The sequence below is a fragment of the Pseudomonas sp. NFACC43 genome, assembly GCF_900119645.1.
Taxonomy (GTDB): domain Bacteria; phylum Pseudomonadota; class Gammaproteobacteria; order Pseudomonadales; family Pseudomonadaceae; genus Aquipseudomonas.
This window is the reverse complement of record NZ_FPKK01000001.1, coordinates 720,979-744,818: the sequence shown is the minus strand read 5'-3', so window position 1 is coordinate 744,818 and position 23,840 is coordinate 720,979. Positions and strand designations below refer to the sequence as shown.

At 59.2% G+C, this 23,840-nt stretch carries 20 protein-coding genes; 18 read left to right on the top strand and 2 right to left on the bottom strand.

The genetic code is table 11. From position 1 onward, the window contains the following. The first annotated feature begins 1 nt into the window (after position 1). The 12 genes from BT179_RS03205 to BT179_RS03150 all read left to right on the top strand — a co-directional run bounded on the left by BT179_RS03205 (position 2) and on the right by BT179_RS03150 (position 13,749). Positions 2-784, top strand: coding sequence for an AglZ/HisF2 family acetamidino modification protein (locus BT179_RS03205; protein ID WP_072430293.1), 783 nt, complete (start codon positions 2-4; stop codon positions 782-784). Between the two features lie 31 nt (positions 785-815). Then, positions 816-1,850, top strand: coding sequence for a polysaccharide biosynthesis protein (locus BT179_RS03200; protein ID WP_072430294.1), 1,035 nt, complete (start codon positions 816-818; stop codon positions 1,848-1,850). 4 nt (positions 1,851-1,854) lie between these two features. Beyond that, positions 1,855-2,973 (top strand): UDP-2-acetamido-2,6-beta-L-arabino-hexul-4-ose reductase, encoded by a 1,119-nt coding sequence (locus BT179_RS03195; RefSeq protein ID WP_072430295.1) that lies wholly within the window; start codon positions 1,855-1,857, stop codon positions 2,971-2,973. A gap of 22 nt (positions 2,974-2,995) precedes the next feature. Further along, the gene (gene wecB / locus BT179_RS03190; RefSeq protein WP_072430561.1) at positions 2,996-4,126 is read left to right on the top strand and encodes a non-hydrolyzing UDP-N-acetylglucosamine 2-epimerase; all 1,131 of its coding nucleotides are present in this window, start codon (positions 2,996-2,998) and stop codon (positions 4,124-4,126) included. A gap of 14 nt (positions 4,127-4,140) precedes the next feature. Beyond that, positions 4,141-5,394, top strand: a complete 1,254-nt coding sequence (locus tag BT179_RS03185) for a glycosyltransferase family 4 protein (RefSeq protein ID WP_072430296.1) — start codon at positions 4,141-4,143, stop codon at positions 5,392-5,394. Then, entirely contained in the window at positions 5,394-6,359 is a 966-nt protein-coding gene (locus tag BT179_RS03180; RefSeq protein WP_072430297.1) for a UDP-glucose 4-epimerase family protein, read from the top strand. Before BT179_RS03185 ends, BT179_RS03180 begins: the two co-directional genes overlap by 1 nt. Continuing rightward, positions 6,356-7,372 carry an MraY family glycosyltransferase gene (locus tag BT179_RS03175; protein ID WP_072430298.1) on the top strand — a complete coding sequence of 339 codons (1,017 nt, stop codon included), beginning with the start codon at positions 6,356-6,358 and terminating at the stop codon, positions 7,370-7,372. Before BT179_RS03180 ends, BT179_RS03175 begins: the two co-directional genes overlap by 4 nt. 94 nt (positions 7,373-7,466) lie before the next feature. Further along, positions 7,467-9,476, top strand: coding sequence for a polysaccharide biosynthesis protein (locus BT179_RS03170; RefSeq protein WP_072430562.1), 2,010 nt, complete (start codon positions 7,467-7,469; stop codon positions 9,474-9,476). 145 nt (positions 9,477-9,621) lie between these two features. After that, complete coding sequence (locus BT179_RS03165) at positions 9,622-11,616, top strand: polysaccharide biosynthesis protein (RefSeq protein WP_072430563.1); 1,995 nt, start codon at positions 9,622-9,624, stop codon at positions 11,614-11,616. A gap of 114 nt (positions 11,617-11,730) precedes the next feature. Continuing rightward, positions 11,731-12,066 carry a ComEA family DNA-binding protein gene (locus BT179_RS03160; RefSeq protein ID WP_072389319.1) on the top strand — a complete coding sequence of 112 codons (336 nt, stop codon included), beginning with the start codon at positions 11,731-11,733 and terminating at the stop codon, positions 12,064-12,066. Between the two features lie 162 nt (positions 12,067-12,228). Then, complete coding sequence (locus BT179_RS03155; RefSeq protein WP_072389317.1) at positions 12,229-12,882, top strand: GntR family transcriptional regulator; 654 nt, start codon at positions 12,229-12,231, stop codon at positions 12,880-12,882. A gap of 15 nt (positions 12,883-12,897) precedes the next feature. Beyond that, a complete protein-coding gene (locus BT179_RS03150; protein WP_072430299.1) occupies positions 12,898-13,749 on the top strand; it encodes an urea carboxylase-associated family protein in 852 nt (283 codons plus the stop codon). Positions 13,750-13,827: 78 nt separating this feature from the next. Here the strand turns inward: BT179_RS03150 and BT179_RS03145 are convergent, their stop codons facing one another. Then, the gene (locus BT179_RS03145) at positions 13,828-13,995 is read right to left on the bottom strand and encodes a DUF2897 family protein (RefSeq protein ID WP_072389313.1); all 168 of its coding nucleotides are present in this window, start codon (positions 13,993-13,995) and stop codon (positions 13,828-13,830) included. Positions 13,996-14,112: 117 nt separating this feature from the next. After that, the gene (eat, locus tag BT179_RS03140; protein ID WP_072389311.1) at positions 14,113-15,477 is read right to left on the bottom strand and encodes an ethanolamine permease; all 1,365 of its coding nucleotides are present in this window, start codon (positions 15,475-15,477) and stop codon (positions 14,113-14,115) included. 359 nt (positions 15,478-15,836) lie between these two features. Here eat and kdpF point away from each other — a divergent pair, with 359 nt between their 5' ends. The 6 genes from kdpF (at position 15,837) to BT179_RS03110 (ending at position 23,836) form a co-directional block, all read left to right on the top strand. Continuing rightward, on the top strand, positions 15,837-15,926 hold the full coding sequence (gene kdpF / locus BT179_RS03135; RefSeq protein ID WP_053155116.1) for a K(+)-transporting ATPase subunit F: 90 nt from the start codon (positions 15,837-15,839) through the stop codon (positions 15,924-15,926). Positions 15,927-15,934: 8 nt separating this feature from the next. Further along, a complete protein-coding gene (kdpA, locus tag BT179_RS03130; RefSeq protein ID WP_072430300.1) occupies positions 15,935-17,629 on the top strand; it encodes a potassium-transporting ATPase subunit KdpA in 1,695 nt (564 codons plus the stop codon). Between the two features lie 10 nt (positions 17,630-17,639). Next, positions 17,640-19,694, top strand: a complete 2,055-nt coding sequence (gene kdpB, locus BT179_RS03125; RefSeq protein WP_072389307.1) for a potassium-transporting ATPase subunit KdpB — start codon at positions 17,640-17,642, stop codon at positions 19,692-19,694. A gap of 65 nt (positions 19,695-19,759) precedes the next feature. Then, positions 19,760-20,305 (top strand): potassium-transporting ATPase subunit KdpC, encoded by a 546-nt coding sequence (gene kdpC / locus BT179_RS03120; protein ID WP_072389305.1) that lies wholly within the window; start codon positions 19,760-19,762, stop codon positions 20,303-20,305. A gap of 132 nt (positions 20,306-20,437) precedes the next feature. After that, a complete protein-coding gene (locus tag BT179_RS03115; RefSeq protein WP_072430301.1) occupies positions 20,438-23,089 on the top strand; it encodes a sensor histidine kinase in 2,652 nt (883 codons plus the stop codon). Positions 23,090-23,137: 48 nt separating this feature from the next. After that, complete coding sequence (locus BT179_RS03110; protein WP_072430302.1) at positions 23,138-23,836, top strand: response regulator; 699 nt, start codon at positions 23,138-23,140, stop codon at positions 23,834-23,836. Positions 23,837-23,840: the final 4 nt, after the last annotated feature.

The window sequence follows — 23,840 nt, the reverse complement described above, 5'->3', positions numbered from 1 at the left end:
CATGTTGAGACCCAGGATCATTCCTTGCTTGCTGATTCAAGACGGCGGGCTGGTGAAGACAGTGAAGTTCAAGGATCCCAAGTACGTTGGGGACCCGATCAACGCGGTGAAAATCTTCAACGAGAAAGAGGCCGACGAATTGATCGTGATCGACATCGACGCCACGGTGAACGCTGTCGAGCCTAATTACGCTCAGATTGCCAAATTGGCAGCGGAGTGCCGCATGCCGTTGTGCTATGGCGGGGGCATTCGTACCGCGCAGCAAGCCAAGGACATCATCGCGTTGGGCGTTGAGAAGGTCGCCATCAGCTCGGCAGCGTTTGAAACCCCTCAGTTGATCGGTCAGATCGCTGAAGAGATCGGTAGCCAAAGTGTTGTAGTGGTCCTGGACCATAAAGCCCGCCTGTTGAGTAAACAGCAGGAGGTCTGGACACACAACGGCACGCGGAACACCAAGCGCAGCGTTCTTGAAGCGGCTCAAGAGTTTGAAAGACTCGGAGCCGGAGAAATCGTGCTTAATTCCATTGAAAACGACGGCAGGATGAAAGGCTACAATGTTGAGCTTGCCGTTAAGCTTCGGGAGACCTTACGCATCCCCATTACCATCCTGGGTGGCGGCGGTTCGCTTGAGGACATGCGCGACGTCGTGGCAGCTTGTGGCGTAGTCGGCGTGGCGGCGGGCAGCTTCTTTGTGTTCAAGGGCGCATACCGGGCTGTGCTGATCAGCTATCCGAGTGCTCAGCAGAAAAACGAAATTATTTATTCAGCTCTACGAGCTCGGTAGTTCTCCGGGTTCGCGGCAAGGGTCAGGTCATATGTTCAACGGCAAGAAACTTCTTATTACCGGCGGTACTGGTTCTTTCGGTAATGCAGTGCTCAAGCGTTTCCTGGATACCGACATCGCGGAGATACGCATTTTCAGCCGCGATGAAAAAAAACAGGACGACATGCGCAAGCGTTACAGTAACGCCAAGCTGAAGTTTTACATCGGTGATGTGCGTGATTACCAAAGCGTGCTGAATGCCACTCGCGGTGTTGACTATATTTTCCATGCCGCGGCCCTCAAACAGGTTCCGTCCTGCGAGTTCCACCCCATGGAAGCGGTCAAAACCAACGTTATCGGCACTGATAACGTGCTCGAGGCTGCTATTCAAAATGATGTCCGGCGGGTGGTTTGCCTGAGTACCGACAAGGCTGTCTACCCCATCAATGCGATGGGCATTTCCAAGGCTATGATGGAAAAGGTCATGGTCGCCAAGTCGCGTAACGTCGATGAGAGCAAGACGGTTATCTGCGGCACACGCTATGGCAACGTCATGGCTTCTCGGGGGTCGGTCATCCCTCTGTTCGTCGAGCAGATTCGTGAAGGGAAGTCATTGTCGATCACCGACCCGAACATGACTCGGTTCATGATGACCTTGTCCGATGCGGTGGACCTGGTGCTCTATGCCTTCGAACATGGCAACAATGGCGATCTTTTTGTACAGAAAGCGCCTGCAGCTACGGTGGAGACCCTGGCGCAGGCATTGACGGCCATGCTCGGCCTGCCCGATCACCCGATCCAGATCATTGGCACACGCCATGGCGAAAAGCTTTATGAAGCGTTGCTCAGTCGTGAGGAAATGGCCTGTGCGGAAGACATGGGCGCCTATTTCCGTGTCCCGCCGGACTTGCGTGACTTGAACTACAGCAAGTTCGTGGAGCAAGGTGAGGAAAAAATTTCCCATACTGAGGATTACAACTCGCATAACACTGAGCGCCTCGACGTTGAGGGCATGCAGAAGTTGTTGTTGAAGTTGGAATTCATGCGGGCCATCCAGCGTGGCGAGCATGCCACTCCAGAGGAGTGAGCCTATGAAGGTCCTTATTACGGGCGCCAACGGCTTCGTCGGCAAGAATCTTGTTGCACACCTGCAGGAGCGTCGAGATGTTCAGGTAGTCCGATTTGGTCGCGAGCAAGCCGCGTGTAACTTGGCGTCGATGCTGGACGGCGTGGACTTCGTTTTTCATCTGGCCGGCGTCAATCGACCGCAGCGTGTCGAGGAGTTCAGCGAAGGTAATAGCGGCCTGACCGCAACATTGTGCGCGGCAATCAAAACCACCGGTCGGTCGATTCCCGTGATCTACACCTCGTCCATACAAGCCGAGGTGGACAATCCCTATGGAGCGAGCAAGCGAGAGGCAGAGCGCGCACTGCTTGAACTTTCAGAACAGCGAGGCTCACCGGTCTATCTCTATCGTTTGCCCAACGTTTTCGGAAAATGGGCTCGGCCTGACTACAACTCGGCTGTAGCGACGTTCTGCCATAACATCGTTCGTGACTTGCCGATTACCGTCAATAACCCACTCGCCCCCTTGCAGTTAGTGTATATCGACGATGTGATCAAAAGCTTCATCGACGTAATGGATGGCAATGCCGCTCAGGGCCCTTATCTGGATGTCCAGCCGGTCTACGACACTACAGTCGGAGCGCTGGCGGAACAATTGCAGGCGTTCAAGCGCAGCCGGGAAACCATGGTGACCGAACGGGTCGGGACTGGTTTGGTCCGTGCGTTATACTCGACGTATCTAAGTTACTTTCCCCCTGAAGTATTCACCTACGAATTGCCCAAGCATGGTGATGCGCGGGGCGTATTCGTCGAAATGCTCAAAACCCCGGATGCGGGTCAATTTTCCTATTTCACTGCCCATCCAGGTATTACGCGGGGAGGGCATTACCATCACAGCAAAACCGAAAAATTCCTGGTTATCAAGGGCCGTGCCTGCTTCCGTTTCCGGCATATCGTCAGCGGTGAGTTCTATGAACTCTACACGGACGGCGATACCCCACGAGTGGTCGAGACGGTGCCAGGCTGGACGCATGACATCACCAACATTGGCGAAACCGAAATGATCGTAATGCTGTGGGCCAACGAGATATTTGATCGTGAACGGCCAGATACCTACACCATGGCTGTTGGCACCCAGGCCTGAAGGATTAGTAATGAACACTGCAGTGAAAAAACTGAAAATCGTCACCGTCGTAGGAACTCGTCCGGAAATCATCCGTTTGTCCCGGGTCATGGCTGCGTTGGATAAGTACTGTGAACACGTATTGGTGCATACAGGACAGAACTACGACTATGAACTGAACGAGATTTTTTTCCAGGACTTGGGCATTCGCAAGCCCGATCACTTCCTGAATGCCGCTGGGAGTACCGGTGCCGAAACCATCGGTAATGTGATCATCGCGGTGGATCGGGTGTTGGCGACTATCCAGCCGGAGGCTTTGCTGGTCCTGGGCGATACCAATAGTTGCATGGCGGTCATTCCTGCCAAGCGCCGCAAAATCCCTACTTTCCACATGGAAGCCGGGAACCGCTGTTTTGACATGCGTGTTCCCGAGGAAATCAATCGGCGCATCGTCGATCACACAGCAGATATCAACCTGACCTACAGCACCATCGCTCGTGATTATTTGCTGGGCGAGGGGTTACCTGCCGATCGTGTGATCAAGACGGGCAGCCCGATGTTCGAGGTGCTCAACCATTACCGTGACCGCATCGTGGCGTCAGACGTCTTGGAACGGCTTGGCCTGGAAGCGGGCAAGTTCTTTGTGGTCAGCGCACACCGGGAAGAGAACGTCGACTCGGATAAGAACTTCCTCAAGATGGTCAAGGTACTCAATACCATTGCCATCACGTTCGGCCAGCCCGTGATTGTTTCTACCCATCCGCGTACTCAGAAACGCGTGGATGCAATGGGTATCGTCTTCCATGAGAACGTTCGACTGCTCAAGCCCCTGGGCTTTATGGACTACAACAAGCTGCAACTCGAATCCCATGCCGTTCTATCCGATAGTGGCACCATCAACGAAGAAGCGTCCATTCTTAATTTTCCTGCCTTAAACCTGCGTGAAGCTCATGAGCGGCCTGAAGGAATGGAGGAAGCGGTAGTGATGATGGTGGGCCTGGAGGTCGAGCGTGTTCTACAGGGGCTGAATATTCTCCAGACACAGCTGTCAGGTACCGAGCGCAGTCTGCGTCTGGTGGCGGACTACAGCATGCCCAACGTTTCTGAAAAGGTTGCCAGGATCGTTCACAGTTACACCGACTACGTGAACCGTGTCGTCTGGAAGCGGTATTGAGTCGAGTTGTGAATATGTCTGAGAGTAAGCTGAACATCCTGGTTGTTACGCAGTATTTTTGGCCGGAAAACATGCGGATCAACGATCTTGTTCGTGATTTCGCCGAAAAAGGGCATTCGGTCACGGTGCTCACCGGGGTACCCAATTATCCGGAAGGGAAGGTATTTGAAGCCTACAAGTCCGCACCGCATCAGTTCGACGACTACCATGGTGCGAGCATTGTCAGGGTTCCCATGATCCCGCGTGGAAAGCGCAGCATCCAGTTGATCATCAACTACCTCAGTTTTTTTACCAGCGCTTCGACCGTCGGCACCTATGCACTGCGGGGTCGTGCTTTCGATGCCGTATTTGTCTACGCCGTGTCCCCCATCATGGCGGCGATTCCTGCCTTGGTCATCGGTCGCCTGAAGAAAGCTCCGGTGTTCATCTGGGTTTTGGACCTGTGGCCTGAAACGCTGCGGGCGGTGGGCGTATTGAAAAAGCCGGCGTTATTGGCTCTGGTGGGACGAATGGTGTCGTGGATCTACAACCGCGCAGACTATTTGCTACTGCAATCCAATGGCTTCCTTGAAAACGTCAAAGGCTACTGTACGCGGCCTATAGGTCTGGAACGCCTGGTCTATTTCCCCAGTTGGGCTGAAGACGATTTCTCGACGACGGCGGCTCTCTCGACCGGGATACTTGCACGTGACGAGTCGGTATTTACGGTGGTGTTTGCTGGGAATCTGGGCGAAGCCCAGGATTTCCCTGCCGTGCTGGACGCGGCTGAACGACTGCGCGGGAAAGTAGCTGTGCGTTGGGCCATCGTGGGGGATGGTCGAATGAGTGAGTGGCTGGGACAACAGGTCAGCGCACGCGGCCTGGATAACGTACTGCTTTTGGGCAGACATCCACTGGAAGCCATGCCTGCGCTGTTCGCCAACGCCGATGCGTTGTTGGTCTCATTAAAAACCAACGATGTATTTGAAAAGACCATTCCGGGCAAGGTCCAGGCCTACCTGGCTTCTGGCAGACCTCTGCTGGGCATGATCAATGGTGAAGCCGCACGCGTCATCAATGAGTCGGGTGCGGGTTTCACATGCGCATCCGGTGACGCAGAGGGGCTGGCCCGCATCACTAAGGCTCTAGCCGAAACGTCGCCCCTTCAGCTCAAGGTGATGGGTGAGAGGGGCCGCAACTATTACCTCCAGCACTACTCCAAGCAGCGTTTACTGGCGCGCTTGGAAGACATCTTCAGAAACGCCACGCTACGGAAGGTAGACCGCTGATGCAGCACTGTATTCTTATGACCGGAGCGAGCGGGTTTGTCGGCGGTGCATTGCTCGAGCGCCTGCACACGGAGCCCGAGAAGTCGGTGATTGCGGTGGTTCGTGGTGACAGGCGTTTACCGGCGCCGGTAAACACCATACGGATCGAGGCATTTTCTCCGCAGACCCAATGGCTATCGCACCTGACCAATGTGGATACCGTCATACATTGTGCGGCGCGTGTGCATGTGATGAATGACAAGGAAGCCGATCCACTGGCTGCTTTTCGGCAGGTTAACGTCGTGGGCACGCTCAACTTTGCGCGGCAGGCGGCGCAAGCCGGTGTCCGCCGCTTTATTTTCATCAGTTCCATCAAGGTCAATGGGGAAGGCACTTCGCCCGGCCGCCCTTATCATGCGGACGATCTGCCTGCCCCGGCCGACCCGTATGGCGTCTCCAAGCAGGAGGCCGAGGAAGGTCTGCGCCAGCTTGCGCAAGCGACAGGAATGGAAGTGGTTATCATCCGGCCTGTTCTGGTGTATGGCCCGGGGGTGAAGGCGAACTTCCTGAGCATGATGCGTTGGCTGGACAAAGGTGTGCCATTGCCATTCGGTGCCATTGATAACCGGCGCAGCCTGGTAAGTATCGATAATCTGGTGGACCTGATTGTCACATGCATCGACCATCCGGCGGCGGCGAACCAAACGTTCCTGGTCAGTGATGGTGAAGACTTGTCGACAACTGCGTTGCTCAGTCGGATGGCTTGTGCACTGGGCAAGTCGGCCCGATTGATACCGGTCCCAAGCTGGATGCTCGAGCGTGGAGCCAGCCTGTTAGGTAAAAAAGCGCTGTCTCAGCGCCTGTGTGGTTCATTGCAAGTCGATATTGAGAAAACCCGGACACTTTTGAGTTGGATCCCACCCGTGAGTGTCGATGACGCCTTGGCCAGGACCGCACGGCACTTCAGGATGAATCAAGCGAAATGATGTACTTCTGGTTGTTTTTCTCTGTCGCGATGGCTTCGCTGCTCATGACGGCTGGCCTTCGTCGCTATGCCTTGGCACGCAGCATCATCGATATACCCAACGCACGCAGCTCACATAGCATCCCGACCCCAAGGGGAGGGGGCGTGGCGATCGTGGTTGCGTTCCTGGTGACATTGCCATTGCTGGGACAACTGGGTCTGGTGTCGCTCGACTATCTGGTGGCGTTGGGGGGGAGCGGTGCGTTGGTCGCTATCGTGGGATTCATGGACGATCATGGTCACATTGCCGCACGTTGGCGATTGCTTGGGCATTTCAGCGCGGCTGCTTGGGCGCTGGTATGGCTTGAGGGGCTGGCGCCCTTGGACCTGTTTGGCGTCCGCTTCGACCTCTCCTGGGTTGGACATGTTCTCGCTGCTTTTTATTTAGTCTGGCTTCTCAACCTGTATAACTTCATGGACGGCATTGACGGTATCGCCAGTATAGAGGCGGTGCTGGCCTGTGTCGGAGCGAGCGTGCTCTACGTTTTGTCGGGTTTCACCGACCTGATCTGGCCCCCGTTGATACTGGCTGCTGCGGTACTGGGTTTTCTGTTCTGGAATTTTCCACCGGCAAAAATTTTCATGGGGGATGCAGGCAGTGGCTTCCTGGGTATTGCGCTTGGGATCATGTCGCTGCAAGCGGCCTGGGTTTCACCAGCCTTGTTTTGGGCTTGGCTGATTCTGTTAGGGGTGTTTATCGTCGATGCGACGGTCACGCTGATTCGTCGGTTCTTACGGGGTGACAAGGTCTACGAGGCACACCGCAGCCATGCTTATCAGTTTGCCTCGCGCCACTACGGTCGCCATCGTCCGGTCACGCTGGCAGTGGCTGCAATCAACGTGCTGTGGTTGTTCCCCGTGGCGTGGTGCGTCGTGATGGTGAAGCTCGATGGGCTGACAGGCCTGTTGCTGGCTTACGTGCCGCTGGTGTTGTTGGCCTTCAAGTTCAAGGCCGGTCAATTGGAGAGTGCCTGAATCCTCAAGTAGAGAAGCAGATAATGGTAAGGGAAGGCTGTAGCCGTGCAGTCTTCATGAGAAGGGATAGGAAGGACAGGTGTTGGAAACATTCATGGATAGACTTCGCGTCGCATTGCTGAAGCTGCCACGTCGGCAGAAGCGCCTGCTGCAGGTTGTGGCCGATGTGCTGTTGGTCTGGCTCGCTTTGTGGTTGGCATTCGTGGTGCGCCTTGGCTTTGACGACATGGTCAATCCATTCGTCCATCATCCATGGCTACTGGTCAGCGCTTCGTTGATTGCCATTCCCTTGTTCGTACGATTCGGGATGTATCGGGCAGTCATGCGTTACCTGGGCAACGATGCCCTGGTCGCGATCATCAAGGCGGTCAGCCTGAGCGCGCTTGTATTGGCGCTCGTGGTGTATTGGGGGGCTTCCTACATGGCACCCGTGCCACGTTCGGTCATTTTCAATTACTGGTGGCTCAGCCTGGTGATGATCGGCGGCCTGCGACTGTTCATGCGCCAGTACTTCATGGGCGATTGGTTCATCCCCGCCCATCACGTGCCTTTTGTAAACCGTACCACCGGTCTTACCAAGGTAGCGGTCTATGGTGCCGGTGCCGCTGGTAATCAGTTGGTGGCTGCCTTGCGCATTGGGCGAGACATGCAACCGGTGGCATTCATTGATGACGATGTCGGTATCGCGAATCGCATGATTGCCGGCTTGCAGGTGTTCAAGCCCAAACATATTCAGAAGATGATTGAACTCACCGGGGCCCAGGAGGTGCTGTTAGCCGTTCCTTCGGCGAGCCGTGCGCGGCGACGTGAGATCCTGGGGTATCTCGAAGGTTATCCGCTGCACGTACGCAGTGTTCCGGGTTTCATGGACCTGGCCAGCGGTCGTGTGAAAGTCGACGACATCCAGGAGGTCGACATCGCGGACTTGCTGGGACGGGATGCGGTCCCTGCACAACCTGCCCTGCTGTCGCGCTGTATTCAGGGCAAGGTAGTTCTGGTCACGGGCGCGGGTGGGTCGATCGGTTCCGAGCTCTGCCGCCAGATCCTCGCCCTGGAGCCTTCCACATTGTTACTATTCGACCACAGTGAGTTCAACCTTTACAGTGTCTTGAGCGAACTGGAAGAGACCATTGCCCGACAATCGATCTCTGTAAATGTATTGCCAATCCTGGGATCCGTGCGCAACGCGAATAAATTGTTCGACACGATGATTTCCTGGAAGGTCGAGACGGTATATCACGCCGCAGCCTACAAGCATGTGCCTCTGGTCGAGCACAACATCGCCGAAGGCCTGTTCAACAATGTCATCGGTACGTTAAATACCGCACAAGCAGCGTTGAAGGCTCAGGTTGAAAATTTCGTGCTCATTTCCACGGACAAGGCCGTGCGCCCGACCAATGTCATGGGCAGTACCAAGCGTTTGGCGGAAATGGTCTTGCAGGCCCTGAGTCAGGAGGTTGCCCCGGTGCTGTTCGGCGACAGCGGGAATGTCGCACGGGTCAATAAAACCCGTTTCGTCATGGTGCGCTTCGGTAACGTGCTGGGATCGTCAGGCTCGGTTATCCCGCGCTTCCGCTTGCAGATCAAGTCCGGCGGGCCCATCACCGTTACCCACCCCAATATTACACGCTATTTCATGACCATCCCGGAGGCCGCCCAGTTGGTGATTCAAGCGGGCTCGATGGGGAGAGGAGGGGACGTATTCGTATTGGACATGGGCGAGCCGGTGAAGATCGCCGAGTTGGCGCAGAAGATGGTTCTTCTGTCCGGCTTGAGTGTACGCTCTGAAAAAAATCCGCACGGTGATATCGCGATCGAATTTACCGGACTGCGGCCAGGTGAAAAACTCTATGAGGAGTTGCTGATCGGGGATAATGTAGTCGCGACCCCGCATCCGATGATCATGAGTGCCAATGAGGACCATCTGCCTTGGGAGCAACTCAAGATAAAGTTGGACGAACTGATGGCTGCCGTTGACAGGGACGAATATTCACGAGTCCGCATGCTTTTGCGTGAAGTGGTCAGCGGTTATACCCCTGAGGGAGAAATTGTCGATTGGATATTCCAACAGCGTCGCTTGATACCAAAGCATAAGGACTGCTGAACAAGCCGGAGCGCTGGATCGGGTCTATTTTCTGGTACTGGTACGGGTACGTTTCTGATGAACGTTTTATCGATGATGCACGGCGCCTATACGTTCTATGCGAGCGCATTCGCGACGGGAGTAGCCCAAGTTGGGTAAGGGGTTCATGGATAAGCTAAGAATAACCTTGCTCGGATTGCCAAGGCGCCATAAGCGGGCGATCCAGGTGGCGACAGACATCGTCCTTGTCTGGCTCGCTCTTTGGTTGGCGTTCGTCGTTCGGCTCGGTATCGAGGCATTGGCCAGCCCGATTGAAACGCATTTGTGGCTATTCGGCTCCGCACCGCTGGTTGCCATTCCGATTTTCATCCGCTTTGGCATGTACCGTGCTGTCATGCGTTATTTCGGTAACGACGCGCTGATCACTATCTGCAAGGCCGTCAGCCTTTCGGCATTATTGTTGGCTCTTGTGGTGTATTGGTACAGCAACCACAAGACCGTGGTACCGCGCTCCATCATTTTCAATTATTGGTGGCTCAGCCTGATCATGATTGGCGGCCTGCGTCTGATGATGCGGCAGTATTTCCTGGGGGACTGGTTCTCCGCCGCGCAGCATGTCCCCTTTACCAACCGCGCAGATGGCCTGCCCAGAGTAGCAATCTATGGTGCAGGTGCCGCCGGTAATCAACTCGTGGCCGCCTTGCGCATGGGACGTGTCATGCGACCGGTTGCATTCATTGACGATGACAGCAGTATTGCCGACCGAGTAATCGCCGGATTGCAGGTCTACGAACCGAAGAATATCCAGAAGATGATCGATACCACCGGTGCCCAGGAGATTTTGCTGGCTATCCCGTCTTCATCCCGCGGGCGTCGTCGGGAAATACTGGCGTTGCTCGAACAGTTCCCGCTGCATGTACGCAGTGTTCCGGGATTCATGGACCTGGCCAGTGGCCGGGTCAAGGTCGACGATATCCAGGAGGTGGACATCGCCGACCTTCTGGGGCGAGATGCGGTCCCCGCCCAACCTGACTTGCTCGAGCACTGTATTACAGGGCAGTCGGTATTGGTGACCGGAGCGGGCGGATCGATCGGCTCGGAGTTGTGCCGGCAGATCCTGGCACTCAAGCCCACAACGTTATTGTTGTATGAACATAGCGAATTCAACCTGTACAGTATTCTGTCTGAGTTGGAACCACGGATCACACGTGAGTCTCTATCCGTTCGCCTGTTACCCATCCTGGGTTCGGTCCGGGATCAGGGCAAGTTACTGGATGTGATGAAGACCTGGAATGTCGATACGGTCTATCACGCCGCGGCTTATAAACATGTCCCCATGGTTGAGCACAACATTGCCGAAGGTGTGCTCAACAACGTCATGGGTACGCTTAATACGGCGCAAGCAGCGCTGCAGGCTGGGGTATCGAACTTCGTATTGATTTCGACGGACAAGGCAGTACGGCCCACCAACGTGATGGGTAGTACCAAGCGGCTTGCTGAGCTGACTCTGCAGGCCCTCAGTCGTGAATTGGCGCCAGTGTTGTTCGGCGATAAGGCCAATGTCTCGAGGGTTAATAAAACCCGTTTCACCATGGTTCGGTTCGGCAATGTGCTGGGCTCGTCCGGTTCGGTGATTCCTCTGTTCCATAAACAAATCAAGTCCGGCGGACCGTTGACCGTTACTCACCCGAAGATCACGCGTTATTTCATGACCATTCCCGAGGCTGCGCAATTGGTGATCCAGGCAGGCTCCATGGGGCTGGGGGGCGATGTGTTTGTTCTGGATATGGGGGAGCCGGTAAGAATCGTCCAGTTGGCGGAGAAAATGATCCATCTGTCTGGCTTGAGCATTCGTTCGGAGAAAAATCCCCACGGAGACATTTCCATCGAATTCACCGGTCTTCGCCCTGGCGAGAAGCTGTATGAAGAGTTGTTGATAGGTGACAACGTGGTTGCCACCCAACATCCGATGATCATGAGCGCCAACGAGGATTACCTGCCCTGGGATGTGCTCAAGGCCAGGCTGGCCGAACTGCTGGCAGCGATCGAACAGGATGATTACGCCAGGGTCCGCCAGTTGCTTCGCGATACCGTCAGTGGCTACGCGCCGGACGGAGAGATTGTCGACTGGATCTATCAGCAGCGTCGCCTCGAACCCTGATTGTTACACACGCTGTAACGTACACGCTTTTGACACCACCCCATCATCGCCTAAGTTTGAGAAGCAGCTTCGGAAAAGCTGCTTCTCTCTTAACGATGTCATGGAGCGTCACTTATGCGTACAGGCTATTTCTATTCCCTGGTTTTTGCCCTGCTGACCAGCGCCTCTATTGCCGCAATCGCTGCGCCAGCGGTCAAGCCCGAGACAACGGCAGCGCCGCAGGTCACACAGGTATCGACCAGGCCGGAAGGCGCCAAAGTGAATCTCAACGAGGCGGACGCTGCTACGCTGCAACGTGAGCTGGCGGGTATAGGCGAGGCCAAGGCCAAGGCAATTGTTGCATACAGGGAAACGAATGGAGCCTTTTCCTCGGTTGAAGAGTTGTTGGAAGTCAAGGGGATTGGCAAGGCGATTCTGGACAGAAATCGCGAAAAGCTGGACGTGAACTGAAGTGAGGTAGAAGAGGGGCCAGTCATATGACTGGCCTTTTTGCGTCTGGAAGACGAGGCAACGATGAGTAGCTGCATCCACTGTGGCGGGTACACGATTGCCTGGCATGGATTGTGATTACTCATTTGCAACCGATTGTTGAACAATCCTGAGGCTCCGAATATGAACATTGGTCTTTCCCTGGCCGACCAGATCACCCTCGAGCTGCGCGCCGATATCATCGGCGGTGGCTTGTTGCCCGGCATGGCGTTGGTGGAGAACGACCTGGTGTCCGCCTACAGCGCGTCGCGCAATACCATTCGTGAAGCGTTGCATCGCCTGGGGCAGGAAGGGCTGGCCCGTTACGTGCGCAACAAGGGTGTGATGGTTCGCAGGTTGGACAGTGACGATGTGCGGGACCTCTTCAAGGTTCGGCGCACCCTGGAGCTCCAGGCGATCATGAACAGCCAGCCACTTGCCACGTATCGGTCCGACCGGATGCTCGACGCGCTTGACGCCGCCGAGCTGGCCCGGGAACGTGAAGACTGGCGGGCGGTCGGTACGCACAGCCTGGCATTTCACCAGCACATCGTTGGGTTGTTGGGCAGCCCCCTGCTTGATGATTTTTTTACCAACGTGGTTGCGCAATTGCGCCTGGCGTTCTTCTGCGCCCCCGATGAGCCGCGCTTCCAGGCACCTTGGCTGGCCCGCGACCGGCAGATCCATGACTGGCTGGCGGAAGGCAACAAGCATGGGGCACATGAAGCGATGAGCGTCTACCTGGACGACTCCGAGCAGATGCTCTTGCAGCTGCTGTCTTCCACCTCAAAGAACTGATCAAGGACTCCTGTCATGTACAAAGACTATCCAGCCGCCTATCAGGTCAGCAAAGGCTCAGCCCTGCAAGTGGACAAGCCCTTCTACGACCGCATCCGCGCTCAGCAGGACAAACGCACCCTGATCGAACAGTTCGAAGTGCCAATCCGTACCGGTCGAGCCTGGCACGTCCCGGCGGGGCACGTGTTCCGGGTCACTACGCCGGTGGGGCCGCAGGTAGGGGACTTCAACGTCTGGAACGCTCATGATCCACGGGAGCGCCTGTGGGCGGCACGTACCCGTCAGTTGCAGGGCGCTCATGTCAGTACCCATGACCGGCTGTGGTCGAACCTGCCATTCCTGCGTCCTTTGGTGACCATCACCGATGACAGCCTGGCCGCTTATGGCATCGACGAGCATGGTGGACGGCTGCATGATCTGCTGGGGACACGCTGTGATCCGTACGTGAACAAAATGCTCACAGGCGAGGACTTCCATCACCATTGCCACTCGAACCTGACCCGTGCGGTGTTGCCCCATGGATTGACCGAGTTCGACGTGCACGACGTGCTGAATATTTTCCAGTGCACCGGACTCAACCATGACGACATGTATTTCATGAAGGCCTGCCCGGCGCGGCAGGGCGATTACCTGGAGTTCTTCGCCGAGATCGATCTGCTATGTGCGTTATCGACGTGCCCTGGTGGGGATTTGTCCGTGGCGATGTGGGGGCCGGATGCGCAGGATCCCCTTGGCGTCTGTCGTCCACTGGGGGTTGAGATCTATCGGTTGGAGGATTCTTTGCTGGAGGGCTGGAGCCAACCTGAGCGGGCGGCATACAAAGGGTTGCATGGCTTGCAGATTGCCAAGGCGGATTGGGAGAAGTAACACGACAGGCGCGGCAATGCACTGCCCTCTGTGGTGAGGGGATAAATCCCCGCCACAGAGGCTCTATTCATTTCGGATTCAACGGTCCTTGGCTTCTTTCGCATCCATTTGCGCATTGCGCTCGGCAACGCGCTTGCGTTGCTCATCGGTCAACTCGACTTTGTTGGCAGTGTCGCGCAGCAGCATCAGGCCGCCAACGATCGAGCCGATTGCCACGATCAGGATCAACCAGGCATACCAGGGCATAGGATTCTCCTTGAGGGGCAGTGGCCAAACGAGTATTCGCCGGCCAATGTCCTACCACTTATGAGCGAAGGCTGTTCGCAGTGGTTCCATACTACGCCCGTTATGCCTGTTTCGCTTTCATAGCCCGGTCAGCATTGCATCGGCCGGCGCATCGGCGCGCAGTTGCGCCGTGAGGATGAAATAGACGAAGCCCACTGCCATGAAGCCGACGAAGATCAAGCCGATCAGCATGTTGAACCAGGCCATCGCCACCAGGCATACCACCGCCAGCACCAGGGCGATCCCCGGCACGATCGGATAGCCCGGTGCGCGGAAAGTACGCTCCAGGTTGGGTTCGGTTTTGCGTAGCTTGAACAGGCTGAGCATGCTCATGATGTACATGACGATGGCGCCGAACACGGCCATCGTGATCATTGCCGCGGTCAGGCTCATGCCGCCGAGATTGATCAGGCCGTCGCTGTAGATGGCTGCGATGCCGATCACACCTCCGACGATGATGGCTCGGTGCGGTGTCTGGAAGCGGGACAGCCGGGCAAGGGAGGCGGGCAGGTAACCGGCCCGGGCCAGGGCGAAGAACTGGCGCGAGTAGCCCAGGATGATGCCGTGGAAGCTCGCCACCAGGCCGAACAGGCCAATCCACACCAGCATGTGCAACCAGCCGGAGTTATCGCCGACCACGGCTTTCATTGCCTGGGGCAGTGGGTCGTTGATGTTCGACAGGGTGCGCCAGTCCCCCACGCCACCGGCGAAGAACATCACGCCCATGGCCAGGAACACCAGGGTCAGGATGCCGCTGATGTAGGCCTTGGGAATTGTCCGTTTTGGATCCTTGGCTTCTTCGGCGGCCATGGCGGCGCCTTCGATCGCCAGGAAGAACCAGATGGCGAAGGGGATTGCGGCGAATATACCGGCAATGGCCGGCGCCCCGAACACATCCGAACCGGCCCAGCCGTTCAGGGCGAAATTGCTGAAGCTGAACGCTGGCGCCACGACGCCCATGAAGACCAGCAGTTCAGCTACCGCCAGGACACAGACGATCAGCTCGAAGGTGGCCGCCAGTTTTACCCCGAGAATGTTCAGAATCATGAAGACGATATAGGCGCCGACCGCCGCATGCTTCGGGTCCAGGGCCGGGAATTGCACGTTCAGGTAGGCGCCGATGGCCAGGGCGATGGCCGGTGGCGCGAAGACGAACTCGATCAGCGTCGCCAGCCCGGCGATCAGGCCGCCTTTCTCGCCGAAGGCCCGGCGGCTGTAGGCGAACGGACCGCCAGCATGGGGGATGGCGGTGGTCAGTTCGGTGAAACTGAAGATGAAACAGGTGTACATGGCCGCGACCATGAATGAGGTCACCAGGAAACCCAGTGTACCGGCGACGCCCCAGCCATAGCTCCAGCCAAAATACTCGCCCGAAATCACCAGCCCGACGGCAATGCCCCATAGATGCAGGGTGCCCAGGGTGGGTTTGAGTTGTGTGTTCATCGGTGGCTCCCCCTCGATCAGTAGCAAAAGCGCTGGGATGGGGCAGTGCAGTGGGCGTGCCAGTATGGTTCGGCCGGTCGTAATGAGGGAAATCGTGTCGTATCGGGGATGTTAGCCGCCGGATTACCTGTTTTTGTGCCCCAGTTAGGAGCGTCGGTGCCTGGGCGGACCTCTTCGCGGGCAGGTTCGGGGTCCCCACGTATGGCAAGCCTGGTTACGAACGCGCTCCATGACTCTCCACAAGTCCCGATCTTTACAAATTCTTTATCCCCCAACCCCACCCTCGATCTCGTTCCTTTACAGCCACCCTGCAGACAATGACTCCATCACGGCACGACGCCGTAACACGGAGAAATCCCATGAGTGTTCTGGACGGGGTGTCACTGCTCCTGGCAGTGGCGCTGTTCATTTATCTGCTGGTTGCGCTGTTGCGCGCAGATCGGAGCTAGGAGCAGCCATGCACGGTTATGACTACGGATTGATGCTTGCCTTTTTCGCGCTGGTGCTGATTCCGGCACCGTTCCTGGGGCGGTTCTACTATCGAGTGATGGAGGGGCAGCGGACCTGGCTGTCACCCGTTCTCGGCCCGGTAGAGCGCGGCTGTTATCGCCTGGCCGGAGTCGACCCCGGCACCGAGCAGAGCTGGCAGAAATACACCCTGGCCTTGCTTGCCTTCAACCTGGCGGGGTTCGTGTTGCTGTTCGCGATCCTGCTGCTACAGGGTTACCTGCCCCTCAACCCCGAGCAATTGCCCGGCATGGAGTGGACCCAGGCCTTCAACACGGCCGTCAGCTTCATGACCAATACCAATTGGCAGTCCTACAGCGGCGAGGCATCCCTGAGCTATTTGAGCCAGATGGCCGGCCTGACCGTGCAAAATTTCGTCAGCGCCGCCACCGGCCTGGCGGTGCTGGTGGCACTGTGTCGTGGCATCGGGCGCCGGTCCGCCTCGACGCTGGGTAATTTCTGGGTCGACATGACCCGTGCCACTCTCTACGGGCTCTTGCCGTTGTGTCTGTTACTGGCCTTGTTCCTGGTATGGCAGGGCGTGCCGCAGACCTTCGCGCATTACGTCCACGCCGTGACGGTGCAGGGCGCGGACCAGGTGATCCCCCTGGGGCCGGCGGCCAGCCAGATCGCGATCAAGCAACTTGGTACCAACGGTGGCGGGTTCTTTGGTGTCAACTCGGCGCATCCGTTCGAAAACCCGACGGCCTGGAGCAACCTGTTCGAAGTCGCGTCGATCATCCTGATCCCCGCCGCGCTGGTGTTTACCTTCGGCCACTACGTCAAGGACCTGCGTCAGAGCCGGGCGATCATCGCCTGCATGCTCGTGCTGTTCCTGATGGGCGGTGCTACCTCGCTGTGGGCTGAATACCAGCCCAACCCGGCACTGGCTGACGCCGCCGTGGAGCAGGTCGCGCCACAGGAGGGCAAGGAGGCGCGCTTGGGCACCACCGCGACGGTGCTGTGGTCGGTGACCACCACGGCGGCCTCCAACGGCTCGGTCAATGCCATGCATGACAGCCTCAACCCTCTCAGCGGCATGGTCGCGCTGGTGAACATGATGGTGGGAGAGGTGATCTTCGGCGGCGTGGGTGCCGGACTCTACGGGATGCTGTTGAACGTGCTGATCGCGGTGTTCCTGGCAGGCCTGATGATCGGTCGGACGCCTGAATACCTGGGCAAGAAACTCGGTGCCAGGGAAGTGCAGTTGCTGGTGGTGACCTTGCTGGTCATGCCCGTCAGTGTCCTGGTGCTCGGTGCTGTCGCCGCGAGCCTGCCGGGACCATCAGCCGCAGTGAGCAACCCTGGCGCCCACGGTTTCAGCCAATTGCTGTACGCCTATACCTCGGCAGGGGCGAACAACGGTTCGGCATTCGCCGGTTTCGGCGCCAATACGCCGTTTCACAACCTGATGCTGGGCCTGGGCATGTTGATTGGTCGTTTCGGCTACATCCTGCCGGTACTGGCGTTGGCTGGCAGCCTGGCGCTCAAGAAGACCGCGCCGGTCGGGCAGAACAGCTTCCCCACCCACGGGCCGCTGTTCGTGACCCTGTTGACCGTGACCATCCTGCTGGTAGGCGGCCTGAGCTTCCTGCCGACCCTGGCCCTGGGCCCGATTGCCGAACACCTGAGCATGGGCTTCTGAGGAACCGATGATGAATATGCCTGCAACCGAAACGGTCGCCACCAAGGCCACCCAATCACCGAAGACTTCGGTCGCTACACTGTGGCGGCCTGCGCTGAAGCAAGCCTTCGTCAAGCTCGACCCGCGGCAATTGTATCGGGCCCCGGTCATGCTGGTGGTGGAGCTGACCGCAGTCTTCACCACCGTGCTGTGCTTCATTCCCGACAGTGTCGTGCCGGTCTTCGTGGCGGCGCAGATCGCGCTCTGGCTGTGGTTCACCGTGCTGTTCGCCAACTTCGCCGAAGCCTTGGCCGAAGGACGTGGCAAGGCCCGGGCCGACAGCCTCAAGGCCGGTAGCGAGGGCCTGAGTGCTCGTCGTCAGGTTGCCGCTGGCTTTGAAGTGATTCCCGCCAGTGGCTTGCGCAAGGGCGATGTGGTGCGCGTCGAGGCGGGCGAGATGATTCCGGGCGATGGCGAGGTGATCGAAGGGATCGCCGCGGTCAACGAGGCCGCCATCACGGGGGAGTCGGCACCGGTCATTCGTGAATCCGGTGGGGACCGCTCGGCCGTCACGGGCAACACTCGCCTGGTTTCCGACTGGTTGCTGGTGCGAATCACCAGCAACCCCGGTGAATCCACCCTGGACCGCATGATCGCCCTGGTGGAGGGCGCCAAACGCCAGAAGACGCCCAACGAAGTGGCGTTGGATATCTTGCTGATCGGCCTGACCCTGATCTTCCTGCTGGTGGTCGTGACGTTGCAGCCGTTCGCTCATTTCGCCAACGGCAGCCTGCCGCTGGTGTTTCTGGTGGCGCTGTTGGTCACGCTGATTCCCACCACCATCGGCGGATTGCTGTCGGCCATTGGCATCGCCGGCATGGACCGGCTGGTGCGCCTGAACGTGATCGCCAAGTCCGGTCGCGCGGTGGAAGCGGCAGGGGACGTCCATGTGCTGATGCTGGACAAGACCGGCACCATCACGTTCGGCAATCGTCGTTGTGCCGCGGTATATGCCACTCCGGGCGTCAGCGCCAAGGAGCTGGCCGAAGGCGCGCTGTTTGCCTCGCTGGCCGACGAAACCGCCGAGGGCAAGTCTATCGTCGAGTACCTGCGCGGCCTGCATCCACAGCCCGAGCCCGCCGTCGAACTGCTGACAGCCGTCCCCTTCAGCGCTGAGACTCGCTTGTCCGGTGTCGATTATCAAGGGCGCAAGTATCGCAAGGGTGCCGTCGATTCCCTGCTGGAATTCGTCGGCCTGCCACGCAGCGAATTGCCCACGGTGCTGGCCCGGGAGATCGACAAGATCGCCCAGAGTGGCGGCACCCCGTTGTTGGTGTGTGTCGATGGGCGGCTGCTGGGGGCCATCCACCTCAAGGACGTGGTCAAGCCTGGCATTCGCGAACGCTTTGCCGAGCTGCGCAAGCTGGGTATCCGTACCGTGATGGTCACCGGCGACAACCCGCTGACGGCCGCTGCGATCGCCGCCGAGGCCGGTGTCGATGATGTGCTGGCCGAAGCCACCCCGGAGAAGAAGCTGGCGCGTATCCGTCACGAGCAGAACGACGGTCGATTGGTCGCCATGTGCGGCGACGGCGCCAACGATGCGCCGGCCCTGGCCCAGGCCGATGTCGGCATGGCGATGAATGACGGCACCCAGGCGGCGCGGGAAGCGGCCAACATGGTCGACCTCGACAGTGACCCGACCAAGTTGCTGGATGTGGTGCAGATCGGCAAGGAATTGCTGGTGACCCGCGGAGCACTGACCACCTTTTCCATTGCCAATGACATCGCCAAGTATTTCGCGATCCTGCCGGCGTTGTTCGCTTCGATTTATCCACAGCTGGGTGTGCTGAACGTGATGCACCTGAACAGTCCGCAAAGCGCGATTGTCTCGGCCATTGTCTTCAACGCGCTGATCATCGTGGTGCTGATTCCCCTGGCGCTGCGAGGCGTGCGGGTGCAGGCGGCCAGTGCCGCGGCGCTGCTGCGGCGCAACCTGTTGATCTACGGCCTGGGTGGGATCGTGGTGCCCTTCGTAGGCATCAAGGCAATCGACATGTTGCTGACGGCGTTGAACCTGGTTTGAGCCTGATGCCGGCCAACCGGTCTGCACGCCGCTAGAGGTTGTTGTCCCAATTCGAGGATTCTGAGATGTCCACACTGATACGCCCGGCCTTGAGCCTGTTATTGCTGATGACCCTGATCACAGGTGTCGCTTATCCGCTGGTGGTGACGGGAGTCGCGCAAGTGGCCTTTCCCGCCCAGGCCAATGGCAGCCTGGTCCGGGATGCCGATGGCAAGGTGCGCGGTTCGATGTTGATCGCCCAGGATTTCCAGGGCGATGCCTGGTTCCATCCACGGCCATCGGCCGGCGCTTTCGCCACGGTCGCCAGTGGCGCCAGCAACCTTTCCCCGAGCAACCCGGCCCTGGCGGCGCGTGTCACCGACGAGGCTCGCAAGCTCCAGGTGACCGGCCAGGGGCCGGTCCCGCTGGCGCTGCTCACCACTTCCGGCAGTGGCCTCGATCCGCACTTGCCACCGGCTGCGATTGCCTATCAACTGGCGCGTGTCGCCGCAGCGCGCAGCCTGCCGGTTTCCGCAGTGCAGCAATTGCTGGAGGCACACATCGAGCAGCCCCTGGTGGGGCCGCCGGTGGTCAATGTCCTGGCATTGAACCTGGCGCTGGAAAAGCTCTAGCCGGCCAGGCCGCCTTCGCGGGCAGGCCCGCTCCCACAGGGGATTGTGCTGAACCTGTCGAAGCGGGCCTGCCTGCGAAGGCGCCGGGAGAATTCACTGCATCACTATCCAGAGACAAGAGATCCCTTTGCTATGAGCGACTCCGATCGTGCCGACGCACTGTTAGCCAATCTGTCCCGTCATGATCGTGGTCGACTCAAGGTCTTTCTTGGCGCGGCCCCCGGAGTCGGCAAGACCTACGCCATGCTGCAAGCGGCCCACACCCAACTGCGCCAGGGCGTGAAGGTGATCGCCGGTGTGGTGGAGACGCACGGTCGGACTGAAACCGAGGCGTTGCTCGGTGGCCTGGCGCAGCAACCGTTGGTGCGCTCGGAATACCGCGGTGTGATGCTCGAAGAAATGGACCTCGACGGTCTGCTCGCCGCGCGGCCGACCCTGGTGCTGGTAGACGAACTGGCCCACACCAATGCGCCTGGCAGTCGCCATGCCAAGCGTTGGCAGGATATCCAGGAGCTGCTCACCGCCGGCATCGATGTCTATACCACCGTGAACGTCCAGCACCTGGAAAGTCTCAACGACCAGGTGCGTGGCATTACCGGCGTGCAGGTTCGCGAGACCTTGCCCGATTGGGTCCTGCAAGAGGCCGACGAGCTGCTGCTGATCGACCTGCCTCCTCGTGAGCTGCTGGAACGGCTGCGCGATGGCAAGGTCTACGTGCCGGAGCAGGCCAGGGCAGCCATCGATGCCTTCTTCAGCCAGACCAACCTTACCGCCTTGCGCGAACTGGCGATGCAGACCGCCGCGGCCCAGGTGGACAAGGACCTGACCCAGGGCTACCGACAGATGGGCCAGGCCGCTCCGGCGGTGCGGGGCCGGCTGCTGGTGGGCGTGGATGGCGACGTCCAGGCCGAACGCTTGGTGCGCCATGCCAGCCGTGTCGCCCAACGTCGGCATTTGCCATGGAGCCTGGTGCACGTGGACAACGGCAGCGCCCGGGACGAAACCTCGCGCCAGCGCCTGCAAACGGCCCAGCAACTGGCCGAACGCCTGGGAGGAGAGGTGGTGTTGCTGCGGGCCGGCGAAGTGGCCAGGACCCTGATCCAGCATGCCGCCGAGCGTCGTGCTACGCTGGTGTTGGTGGGACAGTCCAGACCGCGTCTGCGCAGGCGACTGTTCGGCGGCGGCCTGGCGTCGCGGTTGCTGCGAGACGCCAGGGGGCTGGAGATCAACGTGCTGGACAGCGATGAACAGCCGCGTCCCGCCCATGTGCGCTCGGACGCCGCGCGCAGCGGATTCGACTACGCGCTGGCGCTGATTGCAACCATGGCGGCCAGTGCGCTGGCCTGGGGTGTCTCCGGGTTGTTGGCATTGCCCAACATCTCCCTGGTGTTTCTGATGGCGGTATTGCTGGTGGCGGTGCGCAGCAGCCTTGGCCCGGCGCTGGCCTGCGCGGCGCTGTCGTTCCTGGCCTATGACTTTCTGTTCATCCCGCCGAATTTTTCCTTCACCATCCAGCGCGAAGAAGATGTGCTGACGTTGGTGTTCTTCCTGCTGATGGCGGCCCTGACCGGCAATCTCGCCGCCCGCCAGCGTCGCCAGTTGCAGGCCCTGCGCGACACCCAGCAGGAAACCGGGGTATTGCTCGACCTGTCCCGCAAACTCACCGCCGCCACAGACAGGCAGGCGGTGATCAGTGCCGCCGTGCAGCACTTCGACGGTTGGCACGATTTGCAACTGTGTCTGCTCAACCGGGATGGCCAGGCTGGCTGGAAAGTCGAGACCGGCGAGCCGCTGACCTTTACCGAGGCCGAGCGCGCTGCCGCCGACTGGGCCTGGCAGCATGACCAGCCAGCGGGCGCCGGCACCGGGACGCTGCCATCCGGACGCTGGTGGTGGTGGCCACTGTCGGTGGAAGGAGGGCCCTTGGCGTTGCTAGGGGCATGCCCCAAGGACGGCAAGCCGTTGAATGGCCAGCGGCGTCGTTTGCTGGCTGCCCTCAGCCAGCCGCTGGCCCAGGCATTGGCGCGGGCCCAGCTGGCCCAGGATCTGGAAGCGGCGCGCCTGCATGGCGAGACCGAGCAATTGCGTAGCGCCTTGCTGGCTTCGGTGTCCCACGACCTGCGTACGCCGCTGACTGCGATGCGCGGCAGCATCGACAGCCTGTTGGCGCTGGGGGAGGCGATCCCGCTGGCGGATCGTCGCGAATTGCTCGAGGGCACCCGGGATGAAGCCGAGCGGCTGGATCGCTATATCCAGAACCTGCTGGACATGACCCGCCTGGGCCATGGCGCCTTGAAGCTGGCGCGGGACTGGGTGGCGCCGGCCGATATCGTGGGCAGTGCGCTCAATCGACTTCGGGCGGTACTGGCACCCCTGGCGGTCAGCGTCGAGGTACCTGCCGAACTGCCGCTGCTGCATATCCATGCGGCCCTGATCGAGCAGGCCCTGGTGAATGTGCTGGAGAACGCCGCGCGATTTTCGCCGGCCCAGGGGCGTCTGTTGCTGAGCGCCGGAGCGACGGACCGCGAAGTGTTCTTTGCCGTGGCCGATGAGGGGCCGGGCATTCCGGCTGAAGAGCGCGAGAAAATCTTCGACATGTTCTACACCGCTGCGCGCGGCGATCGAGGCGGGCAGGGCACCGGGCTCGGGTTGGCGATCTGTCAGGGCATGGTCGGCGCCCACGGTGGGCGAATCAGTGTGGATGACGGGCTCGACGGGCGTGGAACCTGCATCACCTTGCACCTGCCCTTGCAGGCACAACCGGGCATGGACGATGAAGCCTGAGCCGGACTGGGATATTCTCCTGCCATCTATTTGTACCGAACGGACCCCATGAACCAGACCGCCACACTTTTGGTCATCGACGATGAACCGCAGATCCGCAAGTTCCTGCGCATCAGCCTGGCTTCCCAGGGCTACAAAGTGCTGGAGGCCGCCACGGGCAGCGACGGCCTGACCCAGGCGGCGTTGAACAAGCCGGACCTGCTGGTGCTCGACCTGGGCCTGCCGGACATGGACGGCCAGCAGGTACTGCGTGAGTTCCGCCAATGGTCGACGGTTCCGGTGCTGGTGCTATCCGTGCGCGCCAGCGAAGCGCAGAAGGTCGAGGCGCTGGACAACGGAGCCAACGACTACGTGACCAAGCCGTTCGGGATCCAGGAATTCCTGGCCCGGATCCGTGCCCTGCTGCGCCAGGTCCCGGCGGGGGAAGCACGGGAAGCGGCGCTGACCATCGGACCGCTGACCGTGGACCTGGCTTATCGCCGCGTGCTGCTGGACGGCGCCGAAGTGGCCCTGACCCGCAAGGAATATGCAGTGCTGGCGCAGTTGGCGCGCCATCCGGGGCGAGTCATCACCCAACAGCAGTTGCTCAAGGACATCTGGGGGCCAACCCATATCGAGGACAGCCATTACCTGCGGATCGTGGTCGGCCACCTGCGGCAAAAGCTCGTCGATGATCCGACCCGTCCCCGATTCATCGTGACCGAGGCGGGGGTGGGGTATCGGTTGTTGGGAGAGGGTGGTTTTTAACCCC